Annotated in this window: 29 protein-coding genes; 13 read left to right on the top strand and 16 right to left on the bottom strand. The window is 60.5% G+C overall.

The annotated features are described in order from the left end of the window. The first annotated feature begins 79 nt into the window (after window positions 1-79). Together RBB18_RS21890 and RBB18_RS21885 are read left to right on the top strand one after the other, a co-directional pair. On the top strand, window positions 80-685 hold the full coding sequence (locus tag RBB18_RS21890) for a TetR/AcrR family transcriptional regulator (protein ID WP_274594758.1): 606 nt from the start codon (window positions 80-82) through the stop codon (window positions 683-685). Between the two features lie 519 nt (window positions 686-1,204). After that, complete coding sequence (locus tag RBB18_RS21885) at window positions 1,205-2,089, top strand: ArdC family protein (RefSeq protein WP_274594757.1); 885 nt, start codon at window positions 1,205-1,207, stop codon at window positions 2,087-2,089. 249 nt (window positions 2,090-2,338) lie between these two features. Here RBB18_RS21885 and RBB18_RS21880 read toward each other — a convergent pair whose 3' ends face one another. The 4 genes from RBB18_RS21880 to RBB18_RS21865 are packed head-to-tail and all read right to left on the bottom strand — an operon-like array spanning window position 2,339 to window position 4,078. Then, window positions 2,339-2,695: a VOC family protein gene (locus RBB18_RS21880; protein ID WP_274594756.1), complete on the bottom strand. Its 357-nt coding sequence runs from the start codon at window positions 2,693-2,695 to the stop codon at window positions 2,339-2,341. Continuing rightward, on the bottom strand, window positions 2,692-3,117 hold the full coding sequence (locus tag RBB18_RS21875; protein WP_274594755.1) for a VOC family protein: 426 nt from the start codon (window positions 3,115-3,117) through the stop codon (window positions 2,692-2,694). Before RBB18_RS21875 ends, RBB18_RS21880 begins: the two co-directional genes overlap by 4 nt. Next, window positions 3,114-3,926, bottom strand: coding sequence for a GNAT family N-acetyltransferase (locus tag RBB18_RS21870; protein WP_274594754.1), 813 nt, complete (start codon window positions 3,924-3,926; stop codon window positions 3,114-3,116). The genes RBB18_RS21875 and RBB18_RS21870 overlap by 4 nt, the downstream gene beginning before the upstream one ends. A gap of 11 nt (window positions 3,927-3,937) precedes the next feature. After that, window positions 3,938-4,078 (bottom strand): hypothetical protein, encoded by a 141-nt coding sequence (locus RBB18_RS21865; RefSeq protein ID WP_274594753.1) that lies wholly within the window; start codon window positions 4,076-4,078, stop codon window positions 3,938-3,940. A gap of 376 nt (window positions 4,079-4,454) precedes the next feature. On the opposite strand from RBB18_RS21865, the gene RBB18_RS21860 reads away from it, so the two are divergent. Next, window positions 4,455-4,982, top strand: coding sequence for a dihydrofolate reductase family protein (locus RBB18_RS21860; RefSeq protein ID WP_055297373.1), 528 nt, complete (start codon window positions 4,455-4,457; stop codon window positions 4,980-4,982). A 139-nt stretch (window positions 4,983-5,121) separates the two neighbouring features. On the opposite strand, the gene RBB18_RS21855 is transcribed toward RBB18_RS21860, so the two are convergent. Beyond that, window positions 5,122-5,514, bottom strand: a complete 393-nt coding sequence (locus RBB18_RS21855) for a RidA family protein (protein ID WP_274594752.1) — start codon at window positions 5,512-5,514, stop codon at window positions 5,122-5,124. Between the two features lie 315 nt (window positions 5,515-5,829). Between RBB18_RS21855 and RBB18_RS21850 the strand changes: the two genes are divergently transcribed. Further along, entirely contained in the window at window positions 5,830-6,414 is a 585-nt protein-coding gene (locus RBB18_RS21850; protein WP_274594751.1) for a recombinase family protein, read from the top strand. Here RBB18_RS21850 and RBB18_RS21845 read toward each other — a convergent pair. The 5 genes from RBB18_RS21845 to RBB18_RS21825 form a co-directional block, all read right to left on the bottom strand. Beyond that, a complete protein-coding gene (locus tag RBB18_RS21845; RefSeq protein ID WP_274594750.1) occupies window positions 6,392-6,961 on the bottom strand; it encodes an RES family NAD+ phosphorylase in 570 nt (189 codons plus the stop codon). The genes RBB18_RS21850 and RBB18_RS21845 overlap by 23 nt on opposite strands. Next, window positions 6,961-7,302, bottom strand: coding sequence for an antitoxin Xre/MbcA/ParS toxin-binding domain-containing protein (locus RBB18_RS21840; RefSeq protein WP_274594749.1), 342 nt, complete (start codon window positions 7,300-7,302; stop codon window positions 6,961-6,963). Before RBB18_RS21840 ends, RBB18_RS21845 begins: the two co-directional genes overlap by 1 nt. Window positions 7,303-7,304: 2 nt before the next feature. Beyond that, complete coding sequence (locus tag RBB18_RS21835; protein ID WP_274594748.1) at window positions 7,305-8,654, bottom strand: hypothetical protein; 1,350 nt, start codon at window positions 8,652-8,654, stop codon at window positions 7,305-7,307. A gap of 80 nt (window positions 8,655-8,734) precedes the next feature. Then, entirely contained in the window at window positions 8,735-9,433 is a 699-nt protein-coding gene (locus RBB18_RS21830) for a hypothetical protein (protein WP_274594747.1), read from the bottom strand. Further along, window positions 9,430-9,573: a hypothetical protein gene (locus RBB18_RS21825; protein WP_274594746.1), complete on the bottom strand. Its 144-nt coding sequence runs from the start codon at window positions 9,571-9,573 to the stop codon at window positions 9,430-9,432. Before RBB18_RS21825 ends, RBB18_RS21830 begins: the two co-directional genes overlap by 4 nt. 358 nt (window positions 9,574-9,931) lie before the next feature. Between RBB18_RS21825 and dcm the strand changes: the two genes are divergently transcribed. From dcm to RBB18_RS21800, 5 genes are all read left to right on the top strand, one after another. Beyond that, the gene (gene dcm / locus RBB18_RS21820) at window positions 9,932-11,251 is read left to right on the top strand and encodes a DNA (cytosine-5-)-methyltransferase (RefSeq protein WP_274594745.1); all 1,320 of its coding nucleotides are present in this window, start codon (window positions 9,932-9,934) and stop codon (window positions 11,249-11,251) included. Next, on the top strand, window positions 11,251-11,724 hold the full coding sequence (locus tag RBB18_RS21815) for a very short patch repair endonuclease (protein WP_274594744.1): 474 nt from the start codon (window positions 11,251-11,253) through the stop codon (window positions 11,722-11,724). Before dcm ends, RBB18_RS21815 begins: the two co-directional genes overlap by 1 nt. Then, window positions 11,702-12,925, top strand: a complete 1,224-nt coding sequence (locus RBB18_RS21810) for a type II restriction endonuclease (RefSeq protein ID WP_274594743.1) — start codon at window positions 11,702-11,704, stop codon at window positions 12,923-12,925. The genes RBB18_RS21815 and RBB18_RS21810 overlap by 23 nt, the downstream gene beginning before the upstream one ends. Window positions 12,926-13,112: 187 nt before the next feature. Further along, window positions 13,113-13,763 (top strand): ParA family partition ATPase, encoded by a 651-nt coding sequence (gene parA, locus RBB18_RS21805; protein WP_274594742.1) that lies wholly within the window; start codon window positions 13,113-13,115, stop codon window positions 13,761-13,763. After that, complete coding sequence (locus RBB18_RS21800; protein WP_274594741.1) at window positions 13,763-13,972, top strand: plasmid partition protein ParG; 210 nt, start codon at window positions 13,763-13,765, stop codon at window positions 13,970-13,972. The genes parA and RBB18_RS21800 overlap by 1 nt, the downstream gene beginning before the upstream one ends. Before the next feature lie 9 nt (window positions 13,973-13,981). Here RBB18_RS21800 and RBB18_RS21795 read toward each other — a convergent pair whose 3' ends face one another. The 4 genes from RBB18_RS21795 to RBB18_RS21780 all read right to left on the bottom strand — a co-directional run bounded on the left by RBB18_RS21795 (window position 13,982) and on the right by RBB18_RS21780 (window position 18,113). Further along, complete coding sequence (locus RBB18_RS21795) at window positions 13,982-15,067, bottom strand: replication initiator protein A (RefSeq protein ID WP_274594740.1); 1,086 nt, start codon at window positions 15,065-15,067, stop codon at window positions 13,982-13,984. 502 nt (window positions 15,068-15,569) lie between these two features. Further along, a complete protein-coding gene (locus RBB18_RS21790; protein WP_274594739.1) occupies window positions 15,570-16,127 on the bottom strand; it encodes a hypothetical protein in 558 nt (185 codons plus the stop codon). A gap of 19 nt (window positions 16,128-16,146) precedes the next feature. Then, window positions 16,147-17,811, bottom strand: a complete 1,665-nt coding sequence (locus tag RBB18_RS21785; RefSeq protein ID WP_274594738.1) for a type IV secretory system conjugative DNA transfer family protein — start codon at window positions 17,809-17,811, stop codon at window positions 16,147-16,149. Next, window positions 17,811-18,113, bottom strand: a complete 303-nt coding sequence (locus RBB18_RS21780) for a mobilization protein (protein ID WP_306112452.1) — start codon at window positions 18,111-18,113, stop codon at window positions 17,811-17,813. Before RBB18_RS21780 ends, RBB18_RS21785 begins: the two co-directional genes overlap by 1 nt. Before the next feature lie 780 nt (window positions 18,114-18,893). Between RBB18_RS21780 and mobQ the strand changes: the two genes are divergently transcribed. Both mobQ and RBB18_RS21770 read left to right on the top strand, forming a co-directional pair. Beyond that, entirely contained in the window at window positions 18,894-20,186 is a 1,293-nt protein-coding gene (gene mobQ, locus RBB18_RS21775; protein WP_274594763.1) for a MobQ family relaxase, read from the top strand. A gap of 35 nt (window positions 20,187-20,221) precedes the next feature. Next, a complete protein-coding gene (locus tag RBB18_RS21770; RefSeq protein WP_274594762.1) occupies window positions 20,222-20,512 on the top strand; it encodes a hypothetical protein in 291 nt (96 codons plus the stop codon). A gap of 165 nt (window positions 20,513-20,677) precedes the next feature. On the opposite strand, the gene RBB18_RS21765 is transcribed toward RBB18_RS21770, so the two are convergent. After that, window positions 20,678-21,307, bottom strand: a complete 630-nt coding sequence (locus tag RBB18_RS21765; RefSeq protein ID WP_274594761.1) for a LysE family translocator — start codon at window positions 21,305-21,307, stop codon at window positions 20,678-20,680. Window positions 21,308-21,409: 102 nt separating this feature from the next. On the opposite strand from RBB18_RS21765, the gene RBB18_RS21760 reads away from it, so the two are divergent. Continuing rightward, window positions 21,410-21,709, top strand: a complete 300-nt coding sequence (locus tag RBB18_RS21760; protein WP_338020442.1) for a chorismate mutase — start codon at window positions 21,410-21,412, stop codon at window positions 21,707-21,709. After that, window positions 21,706-21,861 (top strand): hypothetical protein, encoded by a 156-nt coding sequence (locus tag RBB18_RS21755; protein ID WP_274594760.1) that lies wholly within the window; start codon window positions 21,706-21,708, stop codon window positions 21,859-21,861. Before RBB18_RS21760 ends, RBB18_RS21755 begins: the two co-directional genes overlap by 4 nt. A 1-nt stretch (window position 21,862) precedes the next feature. Here RBB18_RS21755 and RBB18_RS21750 read toward each other — a convergent pair whose 3' ends face one another. Next, window positions 21,863-22,372 carry a DUF1772 domain-containing protein gene (locus tag RBB18_RS21750; RefSeq protein ID WP_274594759.1) on the bottom strand — a complete coding sequence of 170 codons (510 nt, stop codon included), beginning with the start codon at window positions 22,370-22,372 and terminating at the stop codon, window positions 21,863-21,865. Window positions 22,373-22,533: the final 161 nt, after the last annotated feature.

Raw genomic sequence — 22,533 nt, 5'->3', positions numbered from 1 at the left:
TCCCCTTAAGCGTAATTTTAGTTACGGGTTGAGATATCCGTAATAAGCGTTACGGTTGCTGTCAACAGGGAGGATTTGGATGCGCGAAGAGAACAGGTCCCTGCGTCAGCAGCAGATCGAAACCGCAGCCTATGCACTGCTGGAAGAAAAGGGGTACGCGGGAACCTCGATGCTGGCCATTGCCAGAAAAGCCCGCGCTTCCAACGAAACCCTCTACAACTGGTACGGCGACAAGCAAGGATTGTTCAAAGCTCTGGTGACACGCAACGCCGCCGAAGTGAAATCCCTGCTGGAAGAGGAACTGGCGGCTAAAGAAAACCCGATGGCAACGCTTGCAAGGTTCGGACCGAAATTGCTGGAGCTGCTGCTTGGGGATCGCGCCATCGCACTCAATCGTGCCGCAGCGGCAGACCCGACAGGTGAACTGGGTGCCGTCATTTCGGAGGCGGGGAGAGAAACTGTCCTGCCTCTGCTTGTAGAAACTCTCGAACAGGCTAAGCGTCGCGGCGATCTATCTTTCGACCATCCGGAGGAAACAGCCGCGCTCTATATGAATTTGCTTGTCGGCGATCTGCAAATCCGCCGTGTGATCGGTAGAGTTCCCGCGCCATCTCGCGACTTTTGCGAGAAGAGGTCGGCACTTACACTAAGGCGATTGTCACTTTTGCTCGTGCCCGAACCCTAGACTTGCACGACTTGCAAAGATGAGGAACTGCGAGAGAAACGGGGTTTTCTCTGAAGCAGCCATTCGCGCTGCCGCAGCGAAAGCTCACTTTGTCCGCATAGCTGCCGCACGGTCGCGCTAGGATATCCGTGATCCCGGCAGTGTGCCGGTCTCGCTTTGAGCGATAGACAGGGCAGGGGATCGACGGGCTGACGCCCGCTCACCCCTACCCAGATAGCATCCAAATTCTGTTGATCCGCCTGCCATCCCGGCAGGTCCGAGAAAACCGGCAAGCGCCGCCTTTGGCGTCGGTTCCGGTCGAGAATTCCGGTTCCTCCCACGCGCGAGGCGCGCGGTTCCCTCCCAAATTCACGCCCTCCACCCGGGTGTCACGGACCCGCCGGGCCGCAGGACGGGCTTTGCCCTTACCTGCTCTGCCGTCCGGAATGCATGGGCATTCCAGACAACAGAGAAGGAAGGCCCGCCCATCGGCGGAAAGGGGAAGAGACCCGGCCCGCGTCACTCGAAGGAGGGTCACAAATGACCGCAGAGAAGTTTGACGTTTACACCCATGTCACCAATCAGATCATCGCGCAGATCGAGGCGGGAACACCGCCCTGGCGCAAGCCGTGGACCGGCGGAGGGGCAGGGGTCAGCTTGCCGGAACGGTTCAACGGAGAGGCCTATCGGGGCATCAACATCCTGATGCTTTGGGCCACGGCGATGGCAAAGGATTACAGCTCAACCCGGTGGATGACGTTCAATCAGGCCAAGCAGCTTGGGGGCCATGTCCGCAAGGGCGAGAAATCTGCGACCGTTGTGAAATACGGCACCGTCGAGCGCGAGAACGAGAACGGCGAGGAACGTCAGATCCCCTATGCCAAGGCTTACCGCGTGTTCAACGCCGACCAGATCGAGGGCTTGCCTGCCGAGTTCTACATCCTGCCCGACCCGCCCCGTGATCTTGGCACCGTGGCCGACCCCGAGCTTGAGGCGTTCTTTGCCGCGACCGGCGCGCAGATCGACGTGACCGAGGAGCCGCGCGCCTATTACAACATCAAAACCGACCGCATCCACATGCCGCCGATTGGCACCTTTCACAGGGCCGCAGGATATTACGGCACCTTGGCGCATGAGCTGACCCACTGGACAGGTGCGACGAAGCGGCTGGACCGCTTGGGCCGGTTCAATGACCGCAAGGCCTATGCCTTCGAGGAGCTGGTCGCGGAGATTGGCAACTGCATGCTTTGCGCACAGATCGGGGTGGAGCCTGAATTCGATCAGAGCGCGGCCTATGTCGAAGGATGGCTTGAGGCGATGAAGGAAGACAGTCGCGCGATTTTCCGCGCCGCGTCCGAGGCGCAGAAGGCCGTGGATTACATCATGGACCGCACCGCGCAGGCCGACCGGATGGCCGCTGAGTAGCTGCCCGCATCACCGCAATGATCGAGGCCCCCGTCAGCAGGCGGGGCCCTTCGCGTTGTGGCGTGATCGAGGTGGTGGCGGTTTCCGGGTGACTTGTCTGCGGGCAACCTAAGGCTACCCGCCGACAGGCCCGGCGCTTCGCGCGGACGGGCATGGTATGCCCGCAAAGCGAAAAAGCGACTTTGGTGCGCTACAGCCGATAGCAGTCATGTCACTGAGTGAACCGAATCTGGTCATACACCTTTGGCGTTAGCGGCGTTCCATGACCTTGATGATATTCCCATCCGGATCAGAGAACTCCAACGATCTGCTACCATCTGCATTTTCATGCACTGTGGCGTTTGGAACAGTCTTGCGTGTCTGTACGTGCAGTTCGTCCAGATGATTGTGTGACAGGTGGAAATCGACCGTACCGCCCAGCGTGCGATCTCCCCCACCTTTGCCTGGTAGGTATAGGGCAAGCGCAACAGAGACTCCGTCCAACTGCGCCCAGCCAAACTCCTCGACAACCATTGTGGCTCGCAATCCTAGGGCAGCTTCATAGAAGGAAGCTGACGTCTTCAGGTCCGACACGGGAATTTTCAGAATGGCGACACCGAGGCTCATTTTCGGTATTCCTTTTGGTCAAATGGCTGGAAAAATGTGAGAAGGTTGCCGTCAAGATCAAGGACTGCGAACTCCCGCAATCCATACGGCTTGTTCTGCAAGGGTCCGTTGGGGTGAATGACGTCCTTGTCTCGCATTTCAGCAAACAGCGCATCTATTTCGGTTGTAAACACACGCGCACTCGCAGTTCCTGCCAGGAAACTCTCAGCACCGCTGATGACGGGATGGCCATCGCGCCCTTTCCAAGTTTCATCGGTAGCGCACCATAAATGGATTTCGATCTTGTCGCGGATCATTACAGCATACCCGCTGTCAGTATGGCCGATCTCGAACCCGAGTCTCTCAGCATAAAAAGAAGCAGCCCGCTCTATGCCGCTGACGGGCAGCACGGGTACAGCGGCTTTGAGTAATGCGCCGGTCATGATGCGCGCAGCTTATTAAAATCCGCCCGCGTCATGACGAAACGCAGTCCGGCCATGTCGCGATGGCCGAGCGCGCCGTCTTCTGCCGCGCGTTCGATAGGACCGGTGTTTAGGAACCCGGCTTGATCAAACAGCCGCACGGCGGCGGTATTGTCTTTAACGACATCTGCGATGAGCTGCGTCACAGCGGACGTCGAGAAGAGATGGTCGACAAAAACCGGCAGGGACGTCTTGGCGATGCCGCGTCTTTGCGTGTCAGGCATCACAGTGATGAAGACCTCCGCCGCATGATCACCCGCTTCTGCCGCCCCGATTGATCCAAGGTATTCACCGGTACTGTCATCGGCGATGGTGAGTGAGCAGATCGGGTGGTTACTGGCGTAGCTCCCAATCACTGCATCCATCATCGCAGCCGCCCCGGCGCTGGATTTCTGCTCAGGGGTGAACGCCATGAACTGAGTGGCCGTAGGGTGCGTCAGGAACTGTTCAAATGCTGCCAGATCTGACGCCACATGAGGGCGGATCACGGTCTGGCCCGCGCTTAATTGTTTCGGAATTGGGATCATCAAGTTACTCCAAGGAGAATTGTCATGTGCGTCTCGCGCCGGGCGAAAGATGTCTTCGATCCTCGATGCGAAAGCATTTGCAATGTCGAAGGCCACGGGCAGGCTAGGTTCATATCGGCCCTTCTCGATTGCGTTGATTGTTTGTCGGGAAACACCGAGAAGCTCCGCCAGATTCTGTTGTGTCAACCCACGGGCGCGGCGTAGTTCCCGCAGCCGATTCATGACTTTCGGCGATTTGGCCACAAGGGTGCTACTCAGCGTTCCGCGTTGCGTTTGAAAAGTGTGCCGAGCAGGACACCACCCACGAGACCAAAGGCGACGCCTTGTGCAATCATTTCTGTTGCTGTCCCGATGGCCGCTCCGACCGCTATGCCGATTGCAATTCCAACACCCATGAGAGACTCCTTAACTTCGCTTCAGGTACCAATGATGGGATTTGGAATAAATGTAAAGTATGCTTTACATTTTTGTGAGCTGGTAAGGAGGAAATCTGACACCCACCGCTTGCCAATAACAGTCGTTATCGTCGGTGACAGAAACGGTTGAGTTTTGGCACATCCATCAATGCGGAAAAGGTCTCGCAGGAGCGCACTCTTCCGAATGCTGCGCTGAGTTCGAAGGTCCGCTTCCATATGGCTGCGTGTTGACCGGCCAAACAGCTTCGTCTAAAAGGTCTTTCAGTTGAGGAGCGCCCTGCCAGTGATCAAATAATTCCCAATTCATTCAGAAGCCGAATGGCTTGAAGGGAAATTATTTTTCAGGAGCATGCTCATGCATCCCATTATCTATGACGTTGCCGTCTCGCTAGACGGTTTTATCTCCGGCGTGTCCGGAGACATATCGAAATTCGCACCAGAAGGGCCTGTGGTAGACGACTACTTAAAACGCCTTGAGACCTACAGAACGGCAATTATGGGCCGAAACACCTACGAGTTCGGGTATGGTTTTGGCCTTAAGCCCGGTCAAAACCCTTATCCACATATGAGGACAGTCGTTTTCTCCGACACTTTGGAGGTGCCTGAACCGGCTGAAATCTCAGTTCTTCGCCGTCCCACATCGGAGGAGATTTTGACATTGGCGCGCAATGCGAGTGGCCCCGTGTATCTTTGCGGGGGTGGCGATTTCGCAGGGTGGATGCTGGACCAAGGATTGATCGACCGGCTGGTCCTCAAGCGCGCACCGTGTGTCCTAGGGAGCGGCACACCTCTCTTTGGCGCGTGCGCTCGGCCCATCAGCATGTCTCGGATCAGGACTGAGACATATGAGAATGGCTATCTTCTGGAAGAGTTCGAAGTCTGATTGAGATCAAGAAGCGGACAGTCATTCATGAAGTGCGACTGACCGTTTCATCCGCAGCCGGGACATAAACCCTTTACCGAAAACCTATGCGCCAATAACGGTCGTTTTCGCCAGTGGCAGAAACGTATGGGTCTTGCCGCTATGCGTTGTCGGTAACGACTGCATCAACTTCGATCTCGACCAACCATTCAGGGTTCACAAACCGATTGATCGCCATGATCGTATCGACGGGTCGGGCATCGACGCAATACTTCTTCCTCGCCTCTATGGCTTCTTTCCAGTTGTCGATATCCGTCAGGATTACCCGCGTCCGCACAATGTCTTGAAGACCTGAGCCCGCCTGTTCGAGAGCTGCTTTGATGATCTCGAAGCACTGCGTCGTTTGGGCAAAAACATCTCCGACGCCGACAGTCTTGCCAGATGCATCGACCGGCGCGGTTCCCCCGACCGAAATGTATGGTCCAACCCGAACGGCACGGCTAAAACCGACGATCTCTTCCATCGGGTTTCCATTGGAAATCAGTTGTCGCATGAATAATGCCTCCCACAGAGATCATTCTACTCTAATGAAGGCAACGGAAACAGCGCAGTTTGGATTGGACAAAAAACCCTGGCCAAGACCTCGCGGTCAAAAACGGTGGGTTCTGTCTCTTTACCTATCGCAACGCCGGACCAATGACTTACTGGTGCCAAAAGCCCCCGGCGCAACTGATCCGGTTCTGGCAGGTTTGTGGTCAACCCGATTTGCCGCAAAAACCACCCTTTTTGCGGCAGTTTGGGTCGTGGTGCCAAGTCACTGATATTCCATACGCTGGACTGACGCAAAAACCTCGTGCAAAAAGATCGCATGAAAATCGGCTATGCACGGGTGTCCACGGAGGAGCAGAACCTTGATTTACAAATCGAGGCGCTGACCGAAGCCGGGTGCGACCGGATCATCACCGACCAGGCGCAGAGCGGTGCCACAGCGGCCGAGAGCCGAGCCGGGTTTTCCGAAGCGATGGAGTTGCTGGGCTCAGGCGACCTGTTGGTGGTCTGGAAGCTGGACCGTGTGGGTCGGTCCATCGCTGACCTGATCCACCTGCTGAAGTTGTTCGGGGATCGAGGAATCGAGTTCCGCAGTTTGACGGACGGGATCGACACGACAACCGCAGGCGGACGGTTGGTTTTTCACATCATGGGGGCGCTGGCCGAATTCGAGCGCGACCTGATCCAGGAACGGACGAAGGCCGGTCTGCGCGCCGCGAAGAAGCGCGGCAAACGCCTTGGCAGGCCCCCTGCCCTAAACGACGCCCAAATCGCCCATGCGAAGACGGCCATCGAGGCGAAGCGCGAGACGGTTTCCGGAATGGCCGAGATACTGGGTGTGAACCGCAGCACGCTTCAACGGGCGCTCTCTGCCCTTCCTGCTATGTCGCAGACCAATCAATGACACCGTGATCCTTGATATGGGTGACGTTATCGAACGGCATGTAGTCCCCTAGCAGCACCAGGTTCCGGCCTTCACGTCGCGCATTCGGGACGATGAACCCTGAAGGATCGCCGGGATCGTCGCTGCCGAGGAAATGGATCGCCTCCCCGATCCGCTGACAGGCCGAATATTCTGTTTCGCGGGAGAGGTAGGGCATCTTTCCGAACGCGCCTTTTTCTACACCGAAACGTTCGAGGAACGCCCAGTCGGTGATGTCGATAATACCGGGCACATCGACCGCCAGCTCGTGAAGTGCGTATCTGACCTTCGACGGCATGACTGGCTGGCCGCGTGACAGATGAAAGCGCATCTCGGCGAGCGCGCCGTCGCGATCCAAGGCCGTGTAGAGCACGTCGAAGGAGCCATCGTCCCACCGGTTGCCGCCAGCATAGAAGATCGTCGGATCATGGCCCTCGCGACGCACACGCCAAACGGTGCCGCTGAACGGTTTGACCTCCATCGCATCGAGGGCGTCGATCAGGTCGCGATCCCTCGGTGCCGTCATCATCAGAGATAGCCGTCCGCATCCAGACGGTCGAGAACCTGGAATATCTCGATCACCTTGCCTTCATGGATCAGGTCAATCGCGCGTTGCCCTTCGAGCTGCGGGTGCCGCGCGTAGAGCCAAGTCCTGACCTCCTCATTGGTGTAGTAGTCTTCCAGTCGCCGGACGACATAGACCAGATCGGCAAGAACCCGTTCGCTTCTTGGTTGGGGCTTCTTCGTGCCGGTCCGCCAGCGCGAGACAGTGGCTTTCGACACATCGGTGACGTTGGCGATGTCCATGCCGTTCAGACCGCCGATTTCTTCAAGATCGCTTATACTCCGGGAGATCGCTGTAGAGGCCATGCTCACGATCCCGTCTCTGAAAAGGGTGTCGCGTGCCGGGGCGGCGAGACAGACCGGGCAATGTCCCCCCGTTCCTGCCGCTGCTGTGCCTGCGCCGCGTAAACATCGCGCAGCTTTCCGATGGTTCCGGCATTGTCGGCGAGACGTGCCCGCATCTTGTCGAGATCGACATTGTTGTCGGCAGCGACTTTCGGATTGGGATTCAGACGCGCGGCCTTGCGGGCCGCCTGCTCCGCTTCCTTCATGCGGCCCTCTGCAAATGCCTCCGGCCGCTTGACGGTCGGCGTGTCTTCGATGGCCGAAATCCGCCTTTCCGCTTCCAGAGCGTTGAGCCGCCGCGCGTCGCTGCGCAGGTCGGACGGACCGTTGGGCAGGATTTTCTTGTCTGTCGGAACGAGAAGCGCCTTTGCCCCCTTGGCGGTCAGGAGAGTTTCCATTTCCGGGATGGTGAAGCTGCGACCGAAGACCGGGACATCCACGCGCACGGCCTGCCCCCCTTTCCGCTCCTCATCCGGCTCGGGTTTACGCGGCGGCTTGTCCCAGCCACCGACATCGAACGATCCGTGCCTGCCGATCCCATGCGCTAGGCCCGAGACCACATTCATCGAGATCAGGGCTTCCCCGGTCAGCCCGCCCGCGTAGTCGAGAATGACAGGCTTGCCGATATTGTGGATGGCCGATAGCACTTTTATCAGTCGCTGCGCCGTGAGCGGACCGGCCGTCCCGGAGGATGTTGCGATCCGGAGCCAGAGGTTTTCGAAGGGGAGATCGGCGAGGCCCGCGATCAGTTCGAGCCTGCGCTTCTCGTCGGTCAGATCAGTCAGGCGCACAACAAGCAGATAGTCGAGGGCGATTTGCTTTCCGCCATTCGCATCCAGAGCCGCTCTCATCGCCAGACAGCCGTTCCGGTCTAGATCGAACTGCGTTCTGAAGCCCGCGCCCGTCACAAGCCCGGAGGGGCTGAGGACAGCATCAATCTGGTGATCCACGGCACAGCGTGCGATCCGGCCGTAAAGGTCGAAAATGTGATTGGGCGACCGCAGCTCCGCCACCAGTAGAGAGCCGTCTTCCATGGCCCAAGGAGCCTTCGCCGCGTCGCCCCCACAATACTTGAGTGACCCCAGCTCGACGGTGCGTGGGTCGAGGACGACTTCCGCGCCACCCTCGCGCAGCATCCGGATGTCCTCGCGCTGGTATGCGATGCGCGAGGCATTCACGACGAACCGCTTCGATTTCAGGAGGTTCTGCGCGTGGAGTTCCGCATTCTTGCGATAGCCACTGTCGCCGAGGCGGATGAAATGGCCAATCGGCTGATAGAGGGCGGCCTGAGCCGGGAAGGCGACAATGTTCATGGCGGAATCCTTTCGGTTTCATGATTATGAGTGTGTGAAACCAAAAGGTCAAGGCCTTGCTCGCTCACCTGACCTCGACGCTATTCGTAGTTCCTTGAATCGTCCCCCTGCCCGCGTGTTGCGCGTCCAGTTGTTCCGGCGTGGAGGCGTGGAAAAAGGTGGGCCAGCCGGTATCCGTGTGACGCACCGGGCAGGCCATCCATCCGCTCATAGCTTTCCACGGTGACAAGACCATTGATGTTAAGGATGCCGAGCGCCTTCTTGATCTTCCCGAGGTGAATGCCGGCATAGTCGCTGATCTGTTCATAGGTGATCCGCGCGACGTTCTGTGTCGTGTCCCGGCGGGCCGCGAACGCGAGGTAAATTTTCAGGGCATCCAACTCTGCGGCCTTGCGCAGATGAAAGTCACCGAACATCGGCATCGCGCCGGTGCGATCATAGAGGGGCTTCGCTGGCAGCGCGGCCCAGACATGGCCTTCGCCATAGTTGGTGAGCTGGTACGTGCTGCGGCCGTCAGCCTCCCTGACCACCAGATTCCGTGCGGCCAGCACATCGAGACCATCCGCCACCTTGGTCCGGCTGATCCCGGTGGCGATGGTCAATTCGTCATACGTCGCCCGCGCAAGCCCGTCAGCGAGATCGGCTCGATGCGCGATTGCCATCAGCACCATCAGTGCGGCCGTTTCCGATGCTCCGGTCTCCGCGCGCCACTTGAAGGCCGACAGTCCGCCTTCCTCCATCCAGGCGGACGGGAGCTTTACCCATTTTCGCATGTTCATTCGCCGCGTTCCTTCGTGATGGCGCGCAGGACGACATGCAAGGCAAGTCCGACAACGCCTACAGCGGCGATGCCGAGGAGCAGGGCAAGGATAGTCGGGGGTGCATCGAGCAGGAGGGAGAAAACGTCGTCAGAGGGCATACCGGTGATCCTTTCGCAATTTTTTGGCCGATCATGCCGAAAAAATGCGACGGTGGACCATTCCTATCTAGATACACTTCAGGAAACTAGACACAATTATTGCAGGATATTTTGTTTTATATCAATGCTTTGATTGCACCCAGAACCGTCTTTATAAGTCTCTATTTCAGTCCATGAAGCTCAGGCCGTGGACCAAAACCGCTGAATCCGTGATGCCCGGATTGTGAATCTATCGCCTCAAGACCCTTAACACCATGTTAGAACAAATTATGAACAAATGGCAGAAACAGGCTTTTCAACCACGCTGGGACAGATTATGACATGTTGTCAATAACAGACACAGAACAGGGGCGGGCACATGAACGCGCATCCACGGACAGAATTTGCGGAACTGATGGAGCGGGCCGGTCTCGACATCGATGCGACAGCCGAGCTTCTGGGGGTGAGCGACCGCACGATCCGGCGCAACATGAAGGGTGAGGGCAAGCGGATCGACCAGCTCCGGCTGGAGAAGCTGCGCCAGACGGCAGATGCGCGCTGCACCGGCAAGCGTTCAGAGAGCTTCCGCTTCATCGACCTCTTCGCAGGGATCGGCGGGTTGCGCCTGCCCTTCGAGGCCATCGGCGGGCGGTGCGTCTTCACGGCCGAGTGGGACCGGTTCAGCCGCGAGACCTACAGCGCCAATTTTCCCGAGCCTGCCGACAGCGATCATGTCTTCGCCGAGGACGTGCGCCCCTACGCCAAGGCCCCCGAAACCATCCCGGCGCATGACGTGCTGCTGGCAGGGTTCCCATGCCAGCCCTTCTCGATTGCGGGCGTCAGCAAGAAGAACGCCCTTGGCCGCCCCCATGGCTTCCTGTGCGACACGCAGGGGACGCTGTTCTACGATCTGGCCAGGATCATCGACCACCACCGACCCCCGGCGTTCCTGCTGGAAAACGTGAAGAACCTTGAGCGCCATGACGGCGGCAAGACCTTTGCCACGATCATGCACGTTCTGGAGAACGAGCTGGGCTATCGCGTCTTTCACCGGGTCATCAGTTCGACGCCATGGGTGCCGCAGAAGCGCGAGCGCATTTTCATCGTCGGCTTCAAGGATCACAGCATCGGGTTCGACTTCGACCAGCTCGCCGTGCCCGAGGGCGACGGCCCGACCCTTGGCGCGATCCTCGATAGAGGGGTCGATCCGAAATACACGCTGACCAACCACATGTGGACCTATCTCCAGGGCTACAAGGAAAAGCACCGCAGCGCCGGGAACGGGTTCGGCTATTCGCTGTTCGGCCCGAATGACGTGGCCCGCACCCTGTCCGCCCGCTACTACAAGGACGGCTCCGAAATCTTGATCGAGCAGAAGGGCAACCGCCCGCGCCGCCTGACGCCGCGCGAATGCGCCCGGTTGATGGGTTTCGAGAAGCCGGGCAAGTCCGACTGGAAAATCCCCGTCTCCGACACGCAGGCCTATCGGCAGTTCGGCAACGCCGTTGTCGTGCCGGTCGTGAGCGCGGTCGCGCAGCTCATGCAGACACGGATCGCCGAGGCGATGGAGCTGGACGGTCGGGAAGTAACGGCAGCCATCCAGCCGCAACTTCCGCTGGACGAGAGGCGCGCCTACTTCGCCAGCGAGATGCCCGCCGAACACCTTGCGATGCCGGAGGCGTCGCTGGCAGCACGGTGATGCCCGCCGACACCGTTTCCCGCGTCGTCCGAAGCCGGATGATGGCGGGGATCAGGGGGAAGAACACCAAGCCCGAGCTGGCAATACGGTCCGCGCTGCACCGGCGCGGATTCCGGTTCCGGCTGCACCGCAAGGACCTGCCCGGCAGGCCCGATCTCGTTTTCCCCGGCCGCAACGCCGTCCTGTTTGTGCATGGCTGTTTCTGGCACGGCCACGATTGCCACCTGTTCCGTTGGCCGAAGAGCCGCGAGGACTTCTGGCGCGGGAAAATCGGCAGGAACATCGAGCGCGACAGGCAACAGCGTCAGGCTCTTGCCGAGGCGGGTTGGCGCATCGGGACGGTCTGGGAGTGCGCCCTGAAGGGCAAGACCCGCCTGCCCTTCGAGAGCGTTGTCGATCAGTGCGCCATATGGTTGAAATCGGACATAAAAACACTGGAGGTGAGCGGGGATGAAGCGCGGGCAACTGTCTGATTACTTCGAGGGTGTCGGGGTCAAGCGCCTGTCCGCCGTGGATGCCGAACCGAAGACATCGAACCAGCATGAGGTCGGAACGACCGTGAAGATGCGCGAGGATTTTCTGGGCGAGACGCACCAGCAGAAATTCCCGGCGATCTACATCTGGCTCGGCGGAGATCAGGACGGCTTCACCGAGGAAGGCTGGGCCACGCACTACGACGCCCGGATCAACAAGCCCCGCGCAGCCGAATGGCGGCTCTACTACCCCTCGAACCCGGTCACGGAAGCCATGAGAGCCGGAGACACCCTGTTTCTGGCAAAGGACCAGGGTGGCGTCCTCTGGTTCATCGTGGCCCCGGAAGGATCGACCAGCGAGCAGCAGCTTTTCTGGCTGTTCGGCCTGCGCCCGGAAGGCAAATCCTTCGTGTCCCGCGAGTTCTCCGACGAGGAGCCGGAGCTGGACTTCGCGGCCCGCTTCATTCTGGACGAGATCGGCATCGAGTTCGAGGAGCCGGACGCTGACAAACTGGACAGCATCATCGCGAAATTCGGCACCACATTCCCGAAGACGGCCGAGTTCTCCGATCTGGCCCGCCTCACCCTCCCCGAGGTTTGCGCCGAGGACGATCCCGATGCTGCGCTCATCGCATGGCTGGATCACGAAGAGGCCCTGTTCAGGAGGCTTGAGCGCCGGATCGTATCTTCGAGGATCGAGGCCGGGTTCACGAACCGGGACGGCACCGATGTGGACGGGTTCATCAGCTTTTCCCTGAGTGTGCAGAACCGCCGCAAGTCACGCATGGGGCATTCGCTGGAGAACCATCTGGCGGCTGTCCTGCGGGCTCACGACATCCGGCACGTCCGGGGAGCCGTCACCGAGCATAATCACAAGCCGGATTTCCTCTTTCCCGATCTTGCGACCTATCAGGCAGCTCCGGCCGAGGGCGATCCGCGCCTGACTATGCTGGGTGCAAAGTCCACCTGCAAGGATCGCTGGCGGCAGGTTCTGGCCGAGGCCGAGAAGATCAGCCGAAAGCACCTGCTGACGCTGGAGCCGGGAATTTCGGAGCCGCAGACCGATCAGATGGAAGCCTCCAGCCTTCAGCTCGTGGTCCCCTCCCCTGTTCACAGCAGCTACACTGCCGCGCAGCGCGGCTGGCTCTGGTCTGTCGGTGATTTCATCGGCGAGGTCAGGGCGCGACAAGGGCAGCTATAGCAAGTCCACAGCATTTGCGCCAAGTCCCCTGCCCCACACTGTCCTCAAATGGGTTTTTGAGTAAATGAGTGGTCCGTCTACCACTCGCTTCTTTGCCTATGTCTGCATGACATCAGCTCACACCAAACTTGCCGCATCTCGGACACTCAGTTACACTTTTGAGTAAATACACAATTGAGGCAGAGCAATGAGCATAATTTCCGTCCTGAATCCCAAAGGTGGCAGCGGCAAGACCACGATCAGCACCAATCTGGCCAGATCGCTGCATGAGCTGGGCCATTCCGTTCTGATCGTGGACAGCGACCCCCAAGGCAGCGCCCGTGACTGGCACGCCGCCAGCGCGGACAACCCGGTCGAGCTTGTCGCGCTTGACCGTCCCAACAACGTCAAGACGCTCGCCAGCATGGCGGCAAACTACGATTACGTCGTGATCGACGGAGCGGCGAAGCTGGAGGATATGATCGCGGCCTGCATCAAGGTCAGCGACTTTGTTCTGATCCCGGTTCAGCCGTCACCCTATGACATCTGGGCAGCGTCCGACTTGGTAGATTTCATAAAGGCCCGCCAAGACGTCACAGACGGGTTGCCCCGCGCCGGTTTTGTGGTTTCCCGCATCGTGGAAGGCACCCGACTTGGCAGTGACGTGCGAACCGCGCTGGACGACTATACGCTGCCAGTCTGCAAAACGACGATCACGCAGCGACAGGTCTATCCGCAGACGGCGGCAGAAGGGCTGACAGTCTTCGACGCTGACAACACCAAGGCGAGGGCAGAGACTACGGCGCTGACCGACGAGATACTGAAGATGCTCACATCTGCGAAGCGAAAGGTCGCGTGATGGCACTGTCCGCGAAACGCCCGAGCCGTGGTGACGAAGCCCGCAACCGCATCCTGCATGAGATTACGGAGACCAGTGAAAAGAAGAAGCGCCTAAACGCCGAGATCGAGGAGACGCTGTATCGCAGAATCAAGATGAAAGCAGTCGAGGAGGGCCGGTCAATCTCCGACATCACCCGTGACCTCTGGTCCGAGTATTTGAGTAAGTGAGTAATTACTCTACCAGCCGTTGCGGCCACGTTTCTTGAACCAGCTCTTGCAGAATCCGAGGAATGCGGCGTCCGGGTTCTTCGGGGGCTCTTTTTGTCGGGCGGCGTAGGTCCGCCATTCTCCGACCAGTACCTTGATGTCCCACGTGGGGGCCAGTTCGCGTGCGCGTTCGAGCGTATCGGGCGAGAGGGGCAGGACATAGCCGCCCGTCAGGCTGTCCTGTTCCGGCTTTGGCGCGTAGCTTTCCAGAAACTCGGGCTTCGGTTTAACCGTAAGAATGTCGGCATCCAGCCGGAAGGCATAGTCCGGCATGTGGTTGTGTTGCTCATCCGCCTTGCAGATTGCTCGAACGAGCCGCCGAAACTCCTTGTCGGAGGACGTGGAACCGGTCCGGTCCTTCAGCTTGTCCAGGCCACATTTCCACTCCGGTTGTGTCCCGCACTGCTTGCGGGCCAGCTCATACAACCGGCGTTCCAGCGGTTTGCGGAGTTGGAAGTAGCGACGGTTAAGCGTGAGAACATCGTCGCCAGCGATAGCATTGAACACCCAGTCGGAGAGCGTAACTTCGAGATCAAGCATCCGGCCGTCCCGAGTTTCCCTAACGATCCGGTAGCGGTCGATCAGGCTGAAGCCGTCAATCTGTTCGACACCACCTGTCGTAATGTTAGTCTCGATCTGCGTGCCTTGGAGGCGTTCGAGAGCGGCCTTCAGGCCACTGTAGCCTGTTCCGGCGACAGGGCGGTTTGTAGCGACAAGGAGGTCATAGGCTTTGAAGCGCAGAGTACGGTGGACTTGCTTTCCATCGTTCAACGCTGCCATGACTTGGGAGATACAGTAGATCAGCACATCGCGATCATGCACGGTCGCAAGCCCGATCATGTTCGGCCTGATCTCGACGTAGCTTTTTCCGTCAGCTGCCACGTAGCGCCGCTTCTTTGTGTCCGGCTTGGTAGAGAGCGTGAAGATCGGATGTGCCATCGAGGCCATGTCGCCCTTCGGTGCAGCATCGAAAATGTCGCAGACGAAGAAGTCCCCCTGAGCGTGTCGCAAAGGAAGGAGAGGCGTCCGATCCGGTTTCGTAATTTCACCCACCATGCCTGCACTATTCGTAATTTCACCCACCGACGCAAGGAGTTCGTAGTATCACCCACCACGCGGCTTTCGTAAGATCACACACAACCTTTCGTAAGATCACACACCCCGTATCGTAAGATCACCCACCGAAGGGCGAAAAATAGGCGGATTCGAGTATTGTTTTCAAAGTCTTGAGGGAAGCGATGATTCGCGTAACACAGATTCTAACACATATATAACACCCAGCTTCGCGGACCGAGCCGACGAGACAGCCGCTTAGCCCTCGGCGGCCCGACGCAAAAACGCCCCTCACCTTTGCAGGGGAAGGGCGCTCGGAGACATCTCCGTTCACGGCCATCGGCGTCCCCGCCTGTACCGCGAGGACATTCTACCACGATATCTTTGTTCCATAAATATCCCGGAGGTGAATGCCCCTCCGGGGCAGAGGAGGCAGAGCCTCCTGGCCGCCTGCGGCGGCCGAGATGCTGAGAAGAGGGCAAAGCGGCTGATCGGAGGTTGCGCCTCACTCGCCGTAGAACACGCAGGCATCGACGCCGGTGGTCGTCGTGGTCCAGGAGGCCCCGAGGATTGCGCACATGGAAGCGTTGCCAGCCATGAAGCGGGGCACCATGACTGTCATCACCAGGGCCAGAACAAGCGCACCAAGACCGAACCAGGGCAGGCGGCGCTTCAGGCGCTCCACCTTCCATTCCCGCTCCGAGACTTCACGCAGGGCGCGCGACGTGTCGTCTTCCGATCTCGCCAGCGCCCCGAGGGTCCTGTCGGTCTGGGCGGCGAGGCGGCGGACGATCTCCGCCATGTCGGTCGCGACCTGTCCGAGCCCGGCGTTGAGGGTTTTCGCCAGAGCCTCGCCATATCGCTTGGGGTCGGTCTGGTCCTTCGCGGCGAAGGCCGCGATCCGCGCTTCCGTCGAGACCTTGATCTGCCGATCCGCCGCAACGGTGAGGGCGTCGATCCTGTCGGACATGCTGGCAACGGCCGTCGCCATGAGATCGAGGGTTTCGCGCAGCTCGGCGTCGGAGAGGGCGGGGAACTCGGGCTGATCGGACTCTTGTGACATGGCGGCTCCTTTCCGGGGCTCAGGCGGCGTCCTGCGGGACAAAGAGCCCCCGGAACTCGGGATCGGCGTAATAGCGGAGCTTTTGCGCAAGCGCCGAGGGCTGGCCCTGGACGCGCAGGAGCTGGACGTTCGGCGGCATCTGCATGATTTCATCGGGGGTGAGCAGATCGCGGCCGGTGAGGTGGTTCGAGAAGCTGGGGCCGTCGCCGGGCTTGAAGCTGTCGGTCTGGAACCGCGAGGTTTCCTGGCCGATCATCTGGCTCAGCCATTTCGCCGTCTCGAAGTCGTTCACTCCGAAGACCTGCTGCACCCCGGCATTGGCGATGAAGGTGTTCGCCCGGTCGCCGTAGAGATCGCGGAGCTGGCTCATGTCCTGCAGGATCGGCCAGAGCTGGAGCCCGTAGCCCGCCATCAGCCCCATGGCGCGCTCCACGGCCTCCAGACGGCCGAGAGCGGCGAACTCGTCGAGGAGGAAGAGGGCAGGGGCCTTGAGGCGCTGAGCGCGTGTCTCAGCGCCCATGGTGACCGTCAACGCTTCAGCATCCCGTGCGATGTCCTGGAGGGCCTGAGAGACGAGGAGACGCAGCCAGCGGCTGTAGGCGTCCATCCGGTTGGGCGGCAGGACGAGGAAGACGGAGGTGATCCGGTGGCGCAGATCGGAGAAGGCGAAGTCCGAGCGCGCCAGGCACCGGGCAATGCGCGGGCTGTCGAGGAAATGCGTGTGCCGCTGCGCGTTCGACAGGACCGAGGCGGCTTCGCGGTCCGCCTTGCCGAGGAAGCGGTTGGCGGCGCGGGCGATCAGCCCGCCCGCTGCGTCGCTGTCCTGCATCAGCTCCAGCAGCGCCTTCAGCCGGTCCGGGGGCAGGGTGAGATAGTCCCGGACGGTGGCCAGCGACCGGCGGTCGCGGTCCTCGTGACAGACGCAGAACATGATCAGACCGCCGAGGAGGGCCTTGGCCTCCTCGTTCCAGTGCGCCTCCTGCACCTGCCCGGCCGGGTCCATCACCAGCGCCTCTGTCAGGGAGGCGGCATCCTCGCCGAGATCGAGGCTGTCGGGGGTCAGCCGGTCGAGCGGGTTGTAGCAAGCCGAAGGGTGGCCGCTGACCTCGAACGGATCGAGGACGTGAACCGTCCCGAACCTGCGCCGGGCCTCGCCCGCGATCCGCGCGTTCTCGCCCTTGGGGTCGATGACCAGGACCGAGCGATCCACGGCGAGCAGGTTCGGGATGACGGTGCCCACACCCTTGCCCGCGCGAGTCGGGGCGAGGGTGATCAGATGGGCGGGACCGTCATAGCGCAGAAGCCGCCCGGTGCCGGGATTGCGCCCTATCAGCAGACCATCCCCGCCCTGGTGTTTCTTCAACTCCTTGCGACTGGCGAAGCGGGCGGAGCCGTGGCTGTCGCCGGTCAGGCCGAAGAAGGCATCGGCCCCGGAGGCCATGCGCCAGTACTGGAATCCGAAGACCGCGCCGATGAGGATGCAGGGACCGAAGACAATCCACTGCCAGGCACTCTCCCCCGGCTCCTGATCGAAGAAGGCGAAGATGAACGGAACGGCAAACAGCGTCCCCAACATCGCGCCGAAGGCCATGGCTCCGATCATCCACCCGAACATGATGGGGGTGGCGATCACCCGGTAGAAGAACCTGGCGAGGCCCCCCATGAAGATCATCACCGAACGCATCACCCGGACCCGTCAGGATCGGAGGGCGGGGCAGGGGAGCCGTCCCCGCCGGAGCCCGCGCCGTCCCACTCCGCGAAGGCCTTGCGGTCCTGGTCGCGGGAGAGGTTGCGGATCAGCCGCTCCACCATCGCCGCTGCCCCGCTGTCCCGTTCCGCGAGATCGAGCAGCGCCCCCCCGAGGATGACCTTGCGCCTGGTGTCGAGCTTGCGCTGGCGCGTGGCTTCCCGATTGCGCAGGGCCTGAAGCCGGGCCTTGGCCTGGGCGTAGCGTTTCTCGGCGCGGTCCAGCTCGGTCTCGGACAAATCGGGTTTCCACTTCAAGGATGGCAGGTGGCGAGGTATCTCTTGCTACATCAACCGTATGCGCGTACCCGTAGGCCTGTAAAGGACGAAGGGCGCACTTATGCAAACTCTCCACCTGCGGTTCCGAGCTTTGCGTGCGATCTCCTTGAGGCAAGGCCTCAGCCGATGGCGAACTCCGTCCGGCGCGATGCGCGCCGGAATGAGGGGCCCTCCCGGCCTCTCAAACTCTCCAGGGCCAACTTTGGCAGTTGGATCGCGTCCCGCAATGTCGCGCCAGCGTCTCGCCCGATGCCCCACGGTGGGGGCCGGTCTGCCACTGGCGTCTCCCTTGCGGGAGGTATCGCGCCCAGGTGCTGATGCCCCTTCGCGATACCGGGTTTGCCCCCGGCAAACCGCCAGTGAACTGTCCCCATATCCCGCCCCCCATGAGGCTGGGGATTTGGGGGCAGATCACTGGCAAGCCCGCGCCTCAGAGAGCCAAAGGCTCACTTCGGGCGGGCTGTCTTTTCCACCCGTATCGCGCCGGGGCGGGGCGCGATCCATCGGGGAAAAGACGGTTGCGCACCACCTCGACGGCTCCGGAACACGATGTTCCGGAGCCCCCGGCTTGCGCCCAACAGGGAGGTTGAAGACTGCCCCGTTCACGAGAGACACAGGACAGGCTTCAACCTCATCATGCACCACCATCTTGGCTCTTGTCACGAGCCAAGAGCCAGACGGAACGCCGGTGCTTGGCGCGATGCGTCCAACGCGTTTCCGTCTCAATGGAGGGGCGCGCTGATGGCGAGCTACCACCTCTCTGTGAAGACGATCAAACGCAGCGCCGGGCGCTCTGCCACGGCAGCCGCGGCCTACCGTGTCGGGGAGCGCATCGAGTGTCAGCGTGAAGGTCGCATCCACGATTACACCCGCAAGCAGGGCATCGAGGAAACCTTCATCCTGACCCCGAAGGACGCGCCGGACTGGGCCACGGATCGGTCCCGCCTCTGGAACGAGGTCGAGGCCAGCGAGACCCGCCGCAACTCCGTCACCGCCCGCGAATGGGAGCTGGCCCTGCCGTCCGAGATCAGCGCCGAGGACCGCTCCCAGATCACCCGCGACTTCGCCCAGGAGCTGGTCAGCCGCTACGGCGTGGCTGTCGATGTGGCAATCCACGCCCCGCACCGCGAAGGGGACCAGCGCAACCACCACGCACACGTTCTGACTTCCACCCGCAAGCTGGAAGCCGACGGCTTCACAGCCAAGACCCGTGTGCTCGATTCTGCAAAGACCGGCGGCGTCGAGATCGAGCAGATGCGCGGCATCTGGGCCGATCTACAGAACCGCGCGCTGGAGCGGGCAGGGGAGGTGGAGCGCGTCGATCACCGGTCGCTCGAAGCGCAGCGCGAGGCTGCGCTGGAGCGGGGCGATCAACTCTCCGCCGAGGAACTGGACCGCGACCCCGAGCTGAAGCTGGGGCCAGCCGCCAATTCCATGGAACGCCGGGCGAAGTGGATGGCCGAGCGCCAGGGCCGGGAATACGTCCCAATCACCGAGCGGGGGGCCGTGGTCCATGCCGCGCGACAGGCCCGCACCGCGTTCCGTGAAATGCGCGCGCGGCTGGAACTGGCGCGTGAGACCTACGGCATCGAGCGCGAGGCCGGGCAGGGGCGCGTCTCTGCCGGTCTGGCAGCACTCAGGGCGGCGACCGCGAAAGATCGCGACCGCGACCGAAACCCGGAGGACTTCCGGGAACGGCTGGCCCGCGTCGTGGGCCGGTCATGGGACCAGGACGACACGCCCAAGCCTGAAGGCCGCAATTATGCGCGGGAGCGACTGAAAGAGATCATGGAGAAAGACGCCGGGCGCGACGGTCAGTCGGCGGTTCACAAGCTGGACGGCCACAGCGAGCATGACATGGGCGAGAGCATAGGGCGCGAGGTGCGCAAGCCCTCCGTTAACGAGCGCCTGAAGGACGTGCTGAACAAGCCGCGCGAAAAGCTTGAGATCGAGGACGAACGCGAACAGGAGCGCGATGACGACGAGAACGAAAACACGCGGGACAGGGATCGTGGCGAAGGTCACAGCCTGTGACGCAACCCGGTGAAACGACAGAGGAGATTGATCGAATGTATGAAGTATTTAACGTGGGCAAGACGATCTTGCTGGACGGAAAGCCGCTATCGCTTGTGACGCCCGCAGGTGTTGAAGGCTGGATCGAGAAGGGCATCCCGCACAGCTACCGCTACGACCAGGTGCGCGATCCGCTCGACGGCCAAATGAAGTACCGCTGTCTCTATGAGAAGGACGGGGCGGATGTGCCGTTTGTCCTGGTCAACGATCCCGACAACGGCGATGGGCGCGTGATCCTGTTCGATCAGAAGCCGGATCAGTCGCCGGTGTTACATCAGCGACAGTGAGTGATGCCGCGCCGCCGCAAGGCGGCTTTGAGACCAAATTACTTGATGCTGCAGCGTCCATGAATGTCCAGTCTTGTCCGGGGGGGCCATAACCTGTCGGAACCGACGGGCGTTTCGGCGAGGATATGACCGGTTGGGGCTGTCGCCCCAACCCACATGCACGAACTAAGCGCGTTTGTATAGCGCCAAGCCCCCTGCCAGCGCGAGCATGACGAAGCCACATCCGCGCTCAAGCCACATCGCTCCCTTCCCGCGCAGGAACCGCATGGCGTTGACCCCGACTGCCGCATAGATTGTCATGACGGCTACGTCGATCGCGACGAATATCAGCGCAAGCGTTGCATACTGGCTGAAGAGCGGTTCATCCAGGTCGATAAATTGGGGCAGAAAAGCCGCGAAAAAGATGTATCCCTTCGGGTTCGTGGCCGCGACGAGAAAGCTCTTTCTGAAGAGGCGCGCCGGTGTCCCCGCCCCTTTTCCGACCCCTGACAATTCTGACGTGTCGGCGATCTCAGCCGACGATCTCAGCATCTGGATGCCGAGCCATGCGAGGTAGAATACGCCGATCCACTTGACGACCGAAAACCAGAACGCCGATGTCGCCAGAATTGCGCCCAGACCCAGCGCAGCCGCTGTGATCAGTACCAGGTCCGAAAGTCCGGCTCCGACGATTCCGGCCCCTGCACGTGTCATGCCGAAGCGCGACCCGTTGGTGAGCGCCAGCAGAACCGTAGGCCCCGGCGCGGCGACTGTGGCAAAGGCCACAAAGCCAAATGCGATCAGCGAAATGTCCATATGAGACGCCTCCCCTTAGCGTATTTAAAGTTACGGTTGTACATATCCGTAATTATTGTTACGGATACTGTCAATGGAAAACCACTCATGAAGGAGTCCGGAGTGACAACCCTGACAAAGCCGGAAGACTGTGGCTCGATGGCAGAGCTACGCGAGCAGATAGACGCAATCGACCTGATGCTGCTGGAGCTACTGGCCAAGCGCAGCGACTACATCGACAGAGCCGTCGAACTGAAGCGGATCGAGGGCCTGCCTGCCAGAACAGTTGACCGTGTGGCAGCCGTTCTCGCCAACGTAAAATCAAAGGCGGCGCAAGTTGGCCTCGACGAAGAACTGGTCGAAACGCTGTGGACGGAACTGATCGAATGGGCCATCCAGCGGGAGGCGAAACATCTGGGGTGAAAACTCTTCAGGTCAGCCGTATGGTTGGTGCCGTGCTGGCACAGAACGACTTGCGCGAGGCAACCGACGTGGTGATTGCCTCGCTTATCATGCTGGTGTTCAAAAGCCCGGTCGCTCCGATTACCATCGGTATGATGACCGCTGCTCTCTAGATCACGCCGCCGCTGCGTGCCGGTTCAGGTGGATCAGCCCATATCCCGTGAACAAGAGGGCGATACCGCTGAACACCGTGCGTGTGATGTTCCAGACCTGCCACGGCGCCGAATAGGCCGCCCAGATGTCACGCGCAGCCTGCGTGTCGTCGGGTATGGTGACACGTGCCAGCTCCTCGTTCATCGGCACGTTGACCATCATGGTCAGAATCAGCCCGCCGAAGAGATACGTGAGGGCCGCAGCGCCAAAGGAAAAGAATGCGATGCGGCGCTGCTCATGCCGCGCCAGCAGGGTGGAGATGAGCAGTACCACGGGCGTCAGAAAGAAGGCCGGGAAAAATACGGCGTTGCGGACCGAAGCGTTCATCGCCTGCATTGCTGCAATCGCCACGGCCGGATCGGCAGCATCCAGCCCCCACATGGTTGAGCAGACCCAAGCATAAAAGAACCCGAAAATCGCGCCATTGAGAAGCAACGCGACCAGAGCTGTGGCTGGCAACAAGCGTGTCATCGGGCCGATACCGTATCAAAAGGTTGCGTGTCGGTGTCGCCGAGATTGTCACGAACGGCGGAATGGGCTTGATGTGTCAAGGCTTCCCCTTAAGCGTAATTTTAGTTACGGGTTGAGATATCCGTAATAAGCGTTACGGTTGCTGTCAACAGGGAGGATTT

It is taken from the genome of Roseovarius sp. MMSF_3298 (assembly GCF_030733705.1).
Classification (GTDB): Bacteria; Pseudomonadota; Alphaproteobacteria; order Rhodobacterales; family Rhodobacteraceae; genus Roseovarius; species Roseovarius confluentis.
Note: the sequence above shows the minus strand (reverse complement) of the source record. Positions and strands in the feature narration are given on the sequence as shown.

Bases quoted from the DNA above. Each gene is read 5' to 3' on its own strand.
- RBB18_RS21890 (WP_274594758.1), top strand. From the start codon at position 80: ATGCGCGAAGAGAACAGGTCCCTGCGTCAGCAGCAGATCGAAACCGCA.
- RBB18_RS21885 (WP_274594757.1), top strand. From the start codon at position 1,205: ATGACCGCAGAGAAGTTTGACGTTTACACCCATGTCACCAATCAGATC.
- RBB18_RS21880 (WP_274594756.1), bottom strand. From the start codon at position 2,695: ATGAGCCTCGGTGTCGCCATTCTGAAAATTCCCGTGTCGGACCTGAAG.
- RBB18_RS21875 (WP_274594755.1), bottom strand. From the start codon at position 3,117: ATGACCGGCGCATTACTCAAAGCCGCTGTACCCGTGCTGCCCGTCAGC.
- RBB18_RS21865 (WP_274594753.1), bottom strand. From the start codon at position 4,078: ATGGGTGTTGGAATTGCAATCGGCATAGCGGTCGGAGCGGCCATCGGG.
- RBB18_RS21860 (WP_055297373.1), top strand. From the start codon at position 4,455: ATGCATCCCATTATCTATGACGTTGCCGTCTCGCTAGACGGTTTTATC.
- RBB18_RS21855 (WP_274594752.1), bottom strand. From the start codon at position 5,514: ATGCGACAACTGATTTCCAATGGAAACCCGATGGAAGAGATCGTCGGT.
- RBB18_RS21850 (WP_274594751.1), top strand. From the start codon at position 5,830: ATGAAAATCGGCTATGCACGGGTGTCCACGGAGGAGCAGAACCTTGAT.
- RBB18_RS21845 (WP_274594750.1), bottom strand. From the start codon at position 6,961: ATGATGACGGCACCGAGGGATCGCGACCTGATCGACGCCCTCGATGCG.
- RBB18_RS21840 (WP_274594749.1), bottom strand. From the start codon at position 7,302: ATGGCCTCTACAGCGATCTCCCGGAGTATAAGCGATCTTGAAGAAATC.
- RBB18_RS21835 (WP_274594748.1), bottom strand. From the start codon at position 8,654: ATGAACATTGTCGCCTTCCCGGCTCAGGCCGCCCTCTATCAGCCGATT.
- RBB18_RS21830 (WP_274594747.1), bottom strand. From the start codon at position 9,433: ATGAACATGCGAAAATGGGTAAAGCTCCCGTCCGCCTGGATGGAGGAA.
- RBB18_RS21825 (WP_274594746.1), bottom strand. From the start codon at position 9,573: ATGCCCTCTGACGACGTTTTCTCCCTCCTGCTCGATGCACCCCCGACT.
- dcm (WP_274594745.1), top strand. From the start codon at position 9,932: ATGAACGCGCATCCACGGACAGAATTTGCGGAACTGATGGAGCGGGCC.
- RBB18_RS21815 (WP_274594744.1), top strand. From the start codon at position 11,251: ATGCCCGCCGACACCGTTTCCCGCGTCGTCCGAAGCCGGATGATGGCG.
- RBB18_RS21810 (WP_274594743.1), top strand. From the start codon at position 11,702: ATGAAGCGCGGGCAACTGTCTGATTACTTCGAGGGTGTCGGGGTCAAG.
- parA (WP_274594742.1), top strand. From the start codon at position 13,113: ATGAGCATAATTTCCGTCCTGAATCCCAAAGGTGGCAGCGGCAAGACC.
- RBB18_RS21800 (WP_274594741.1), top strand. From the start codon at position 13,763: ATGGCACTGTCCGCGAAACGCCCGAGCCGTGGTGACGAAGCCCGCAAC.
- RBB18_RS21795 (WP_274594740.1), bottom strand. From the start codon at position 15,067: ATGGTGGGTGAAATTACGAAACCGGATCGGACGCCTCTCCTTCCTTTG.
- RBB18_RS21790 (WP_274594739.1), bottom strand. From the start codon at position 16,127: ATGTCACAAGAGTCCGATCAGCCCGAGTTCCCCGCCCTCTCCGACGCC.
- RBB18_RS21785 (WP_274594738.1), bottom strand. From the start codon at position 17,811: ATGCGTTCGGTGATGATCTTCATGGGGGGCCTCGCCAGGTTCTTCTAC.
- mobQ (WP_274594763.1), top strand. From the start codon at position 18,894: ATGGCGAGCTACCACCTCTCTGTGAAGACGATCAAACGCAGCGCCGGG.
- RBB18_RS21770 (WP_274594762.1), top strand. From the start codon at position 20,222: ATGTATGAAGTATTTAACGTGGGCAAGACGATCTTGCTGGACGGAAAG.
- RBB18_RS21765 (WP_274594761.1), bottom strand. From the start codon at position 21,307: ATGGACATTTCGCTGATCGCATTTGGCTTTGTGGCCTTTGCCACAGTC.
- RBB18_RS21750 (WP_274594759.1), bottom strand. From the start codon at position 22,372: ATGACACGCTTGTTGCCAGCCACAGCTCTGGTCGCGTTGCTTCTCAAT.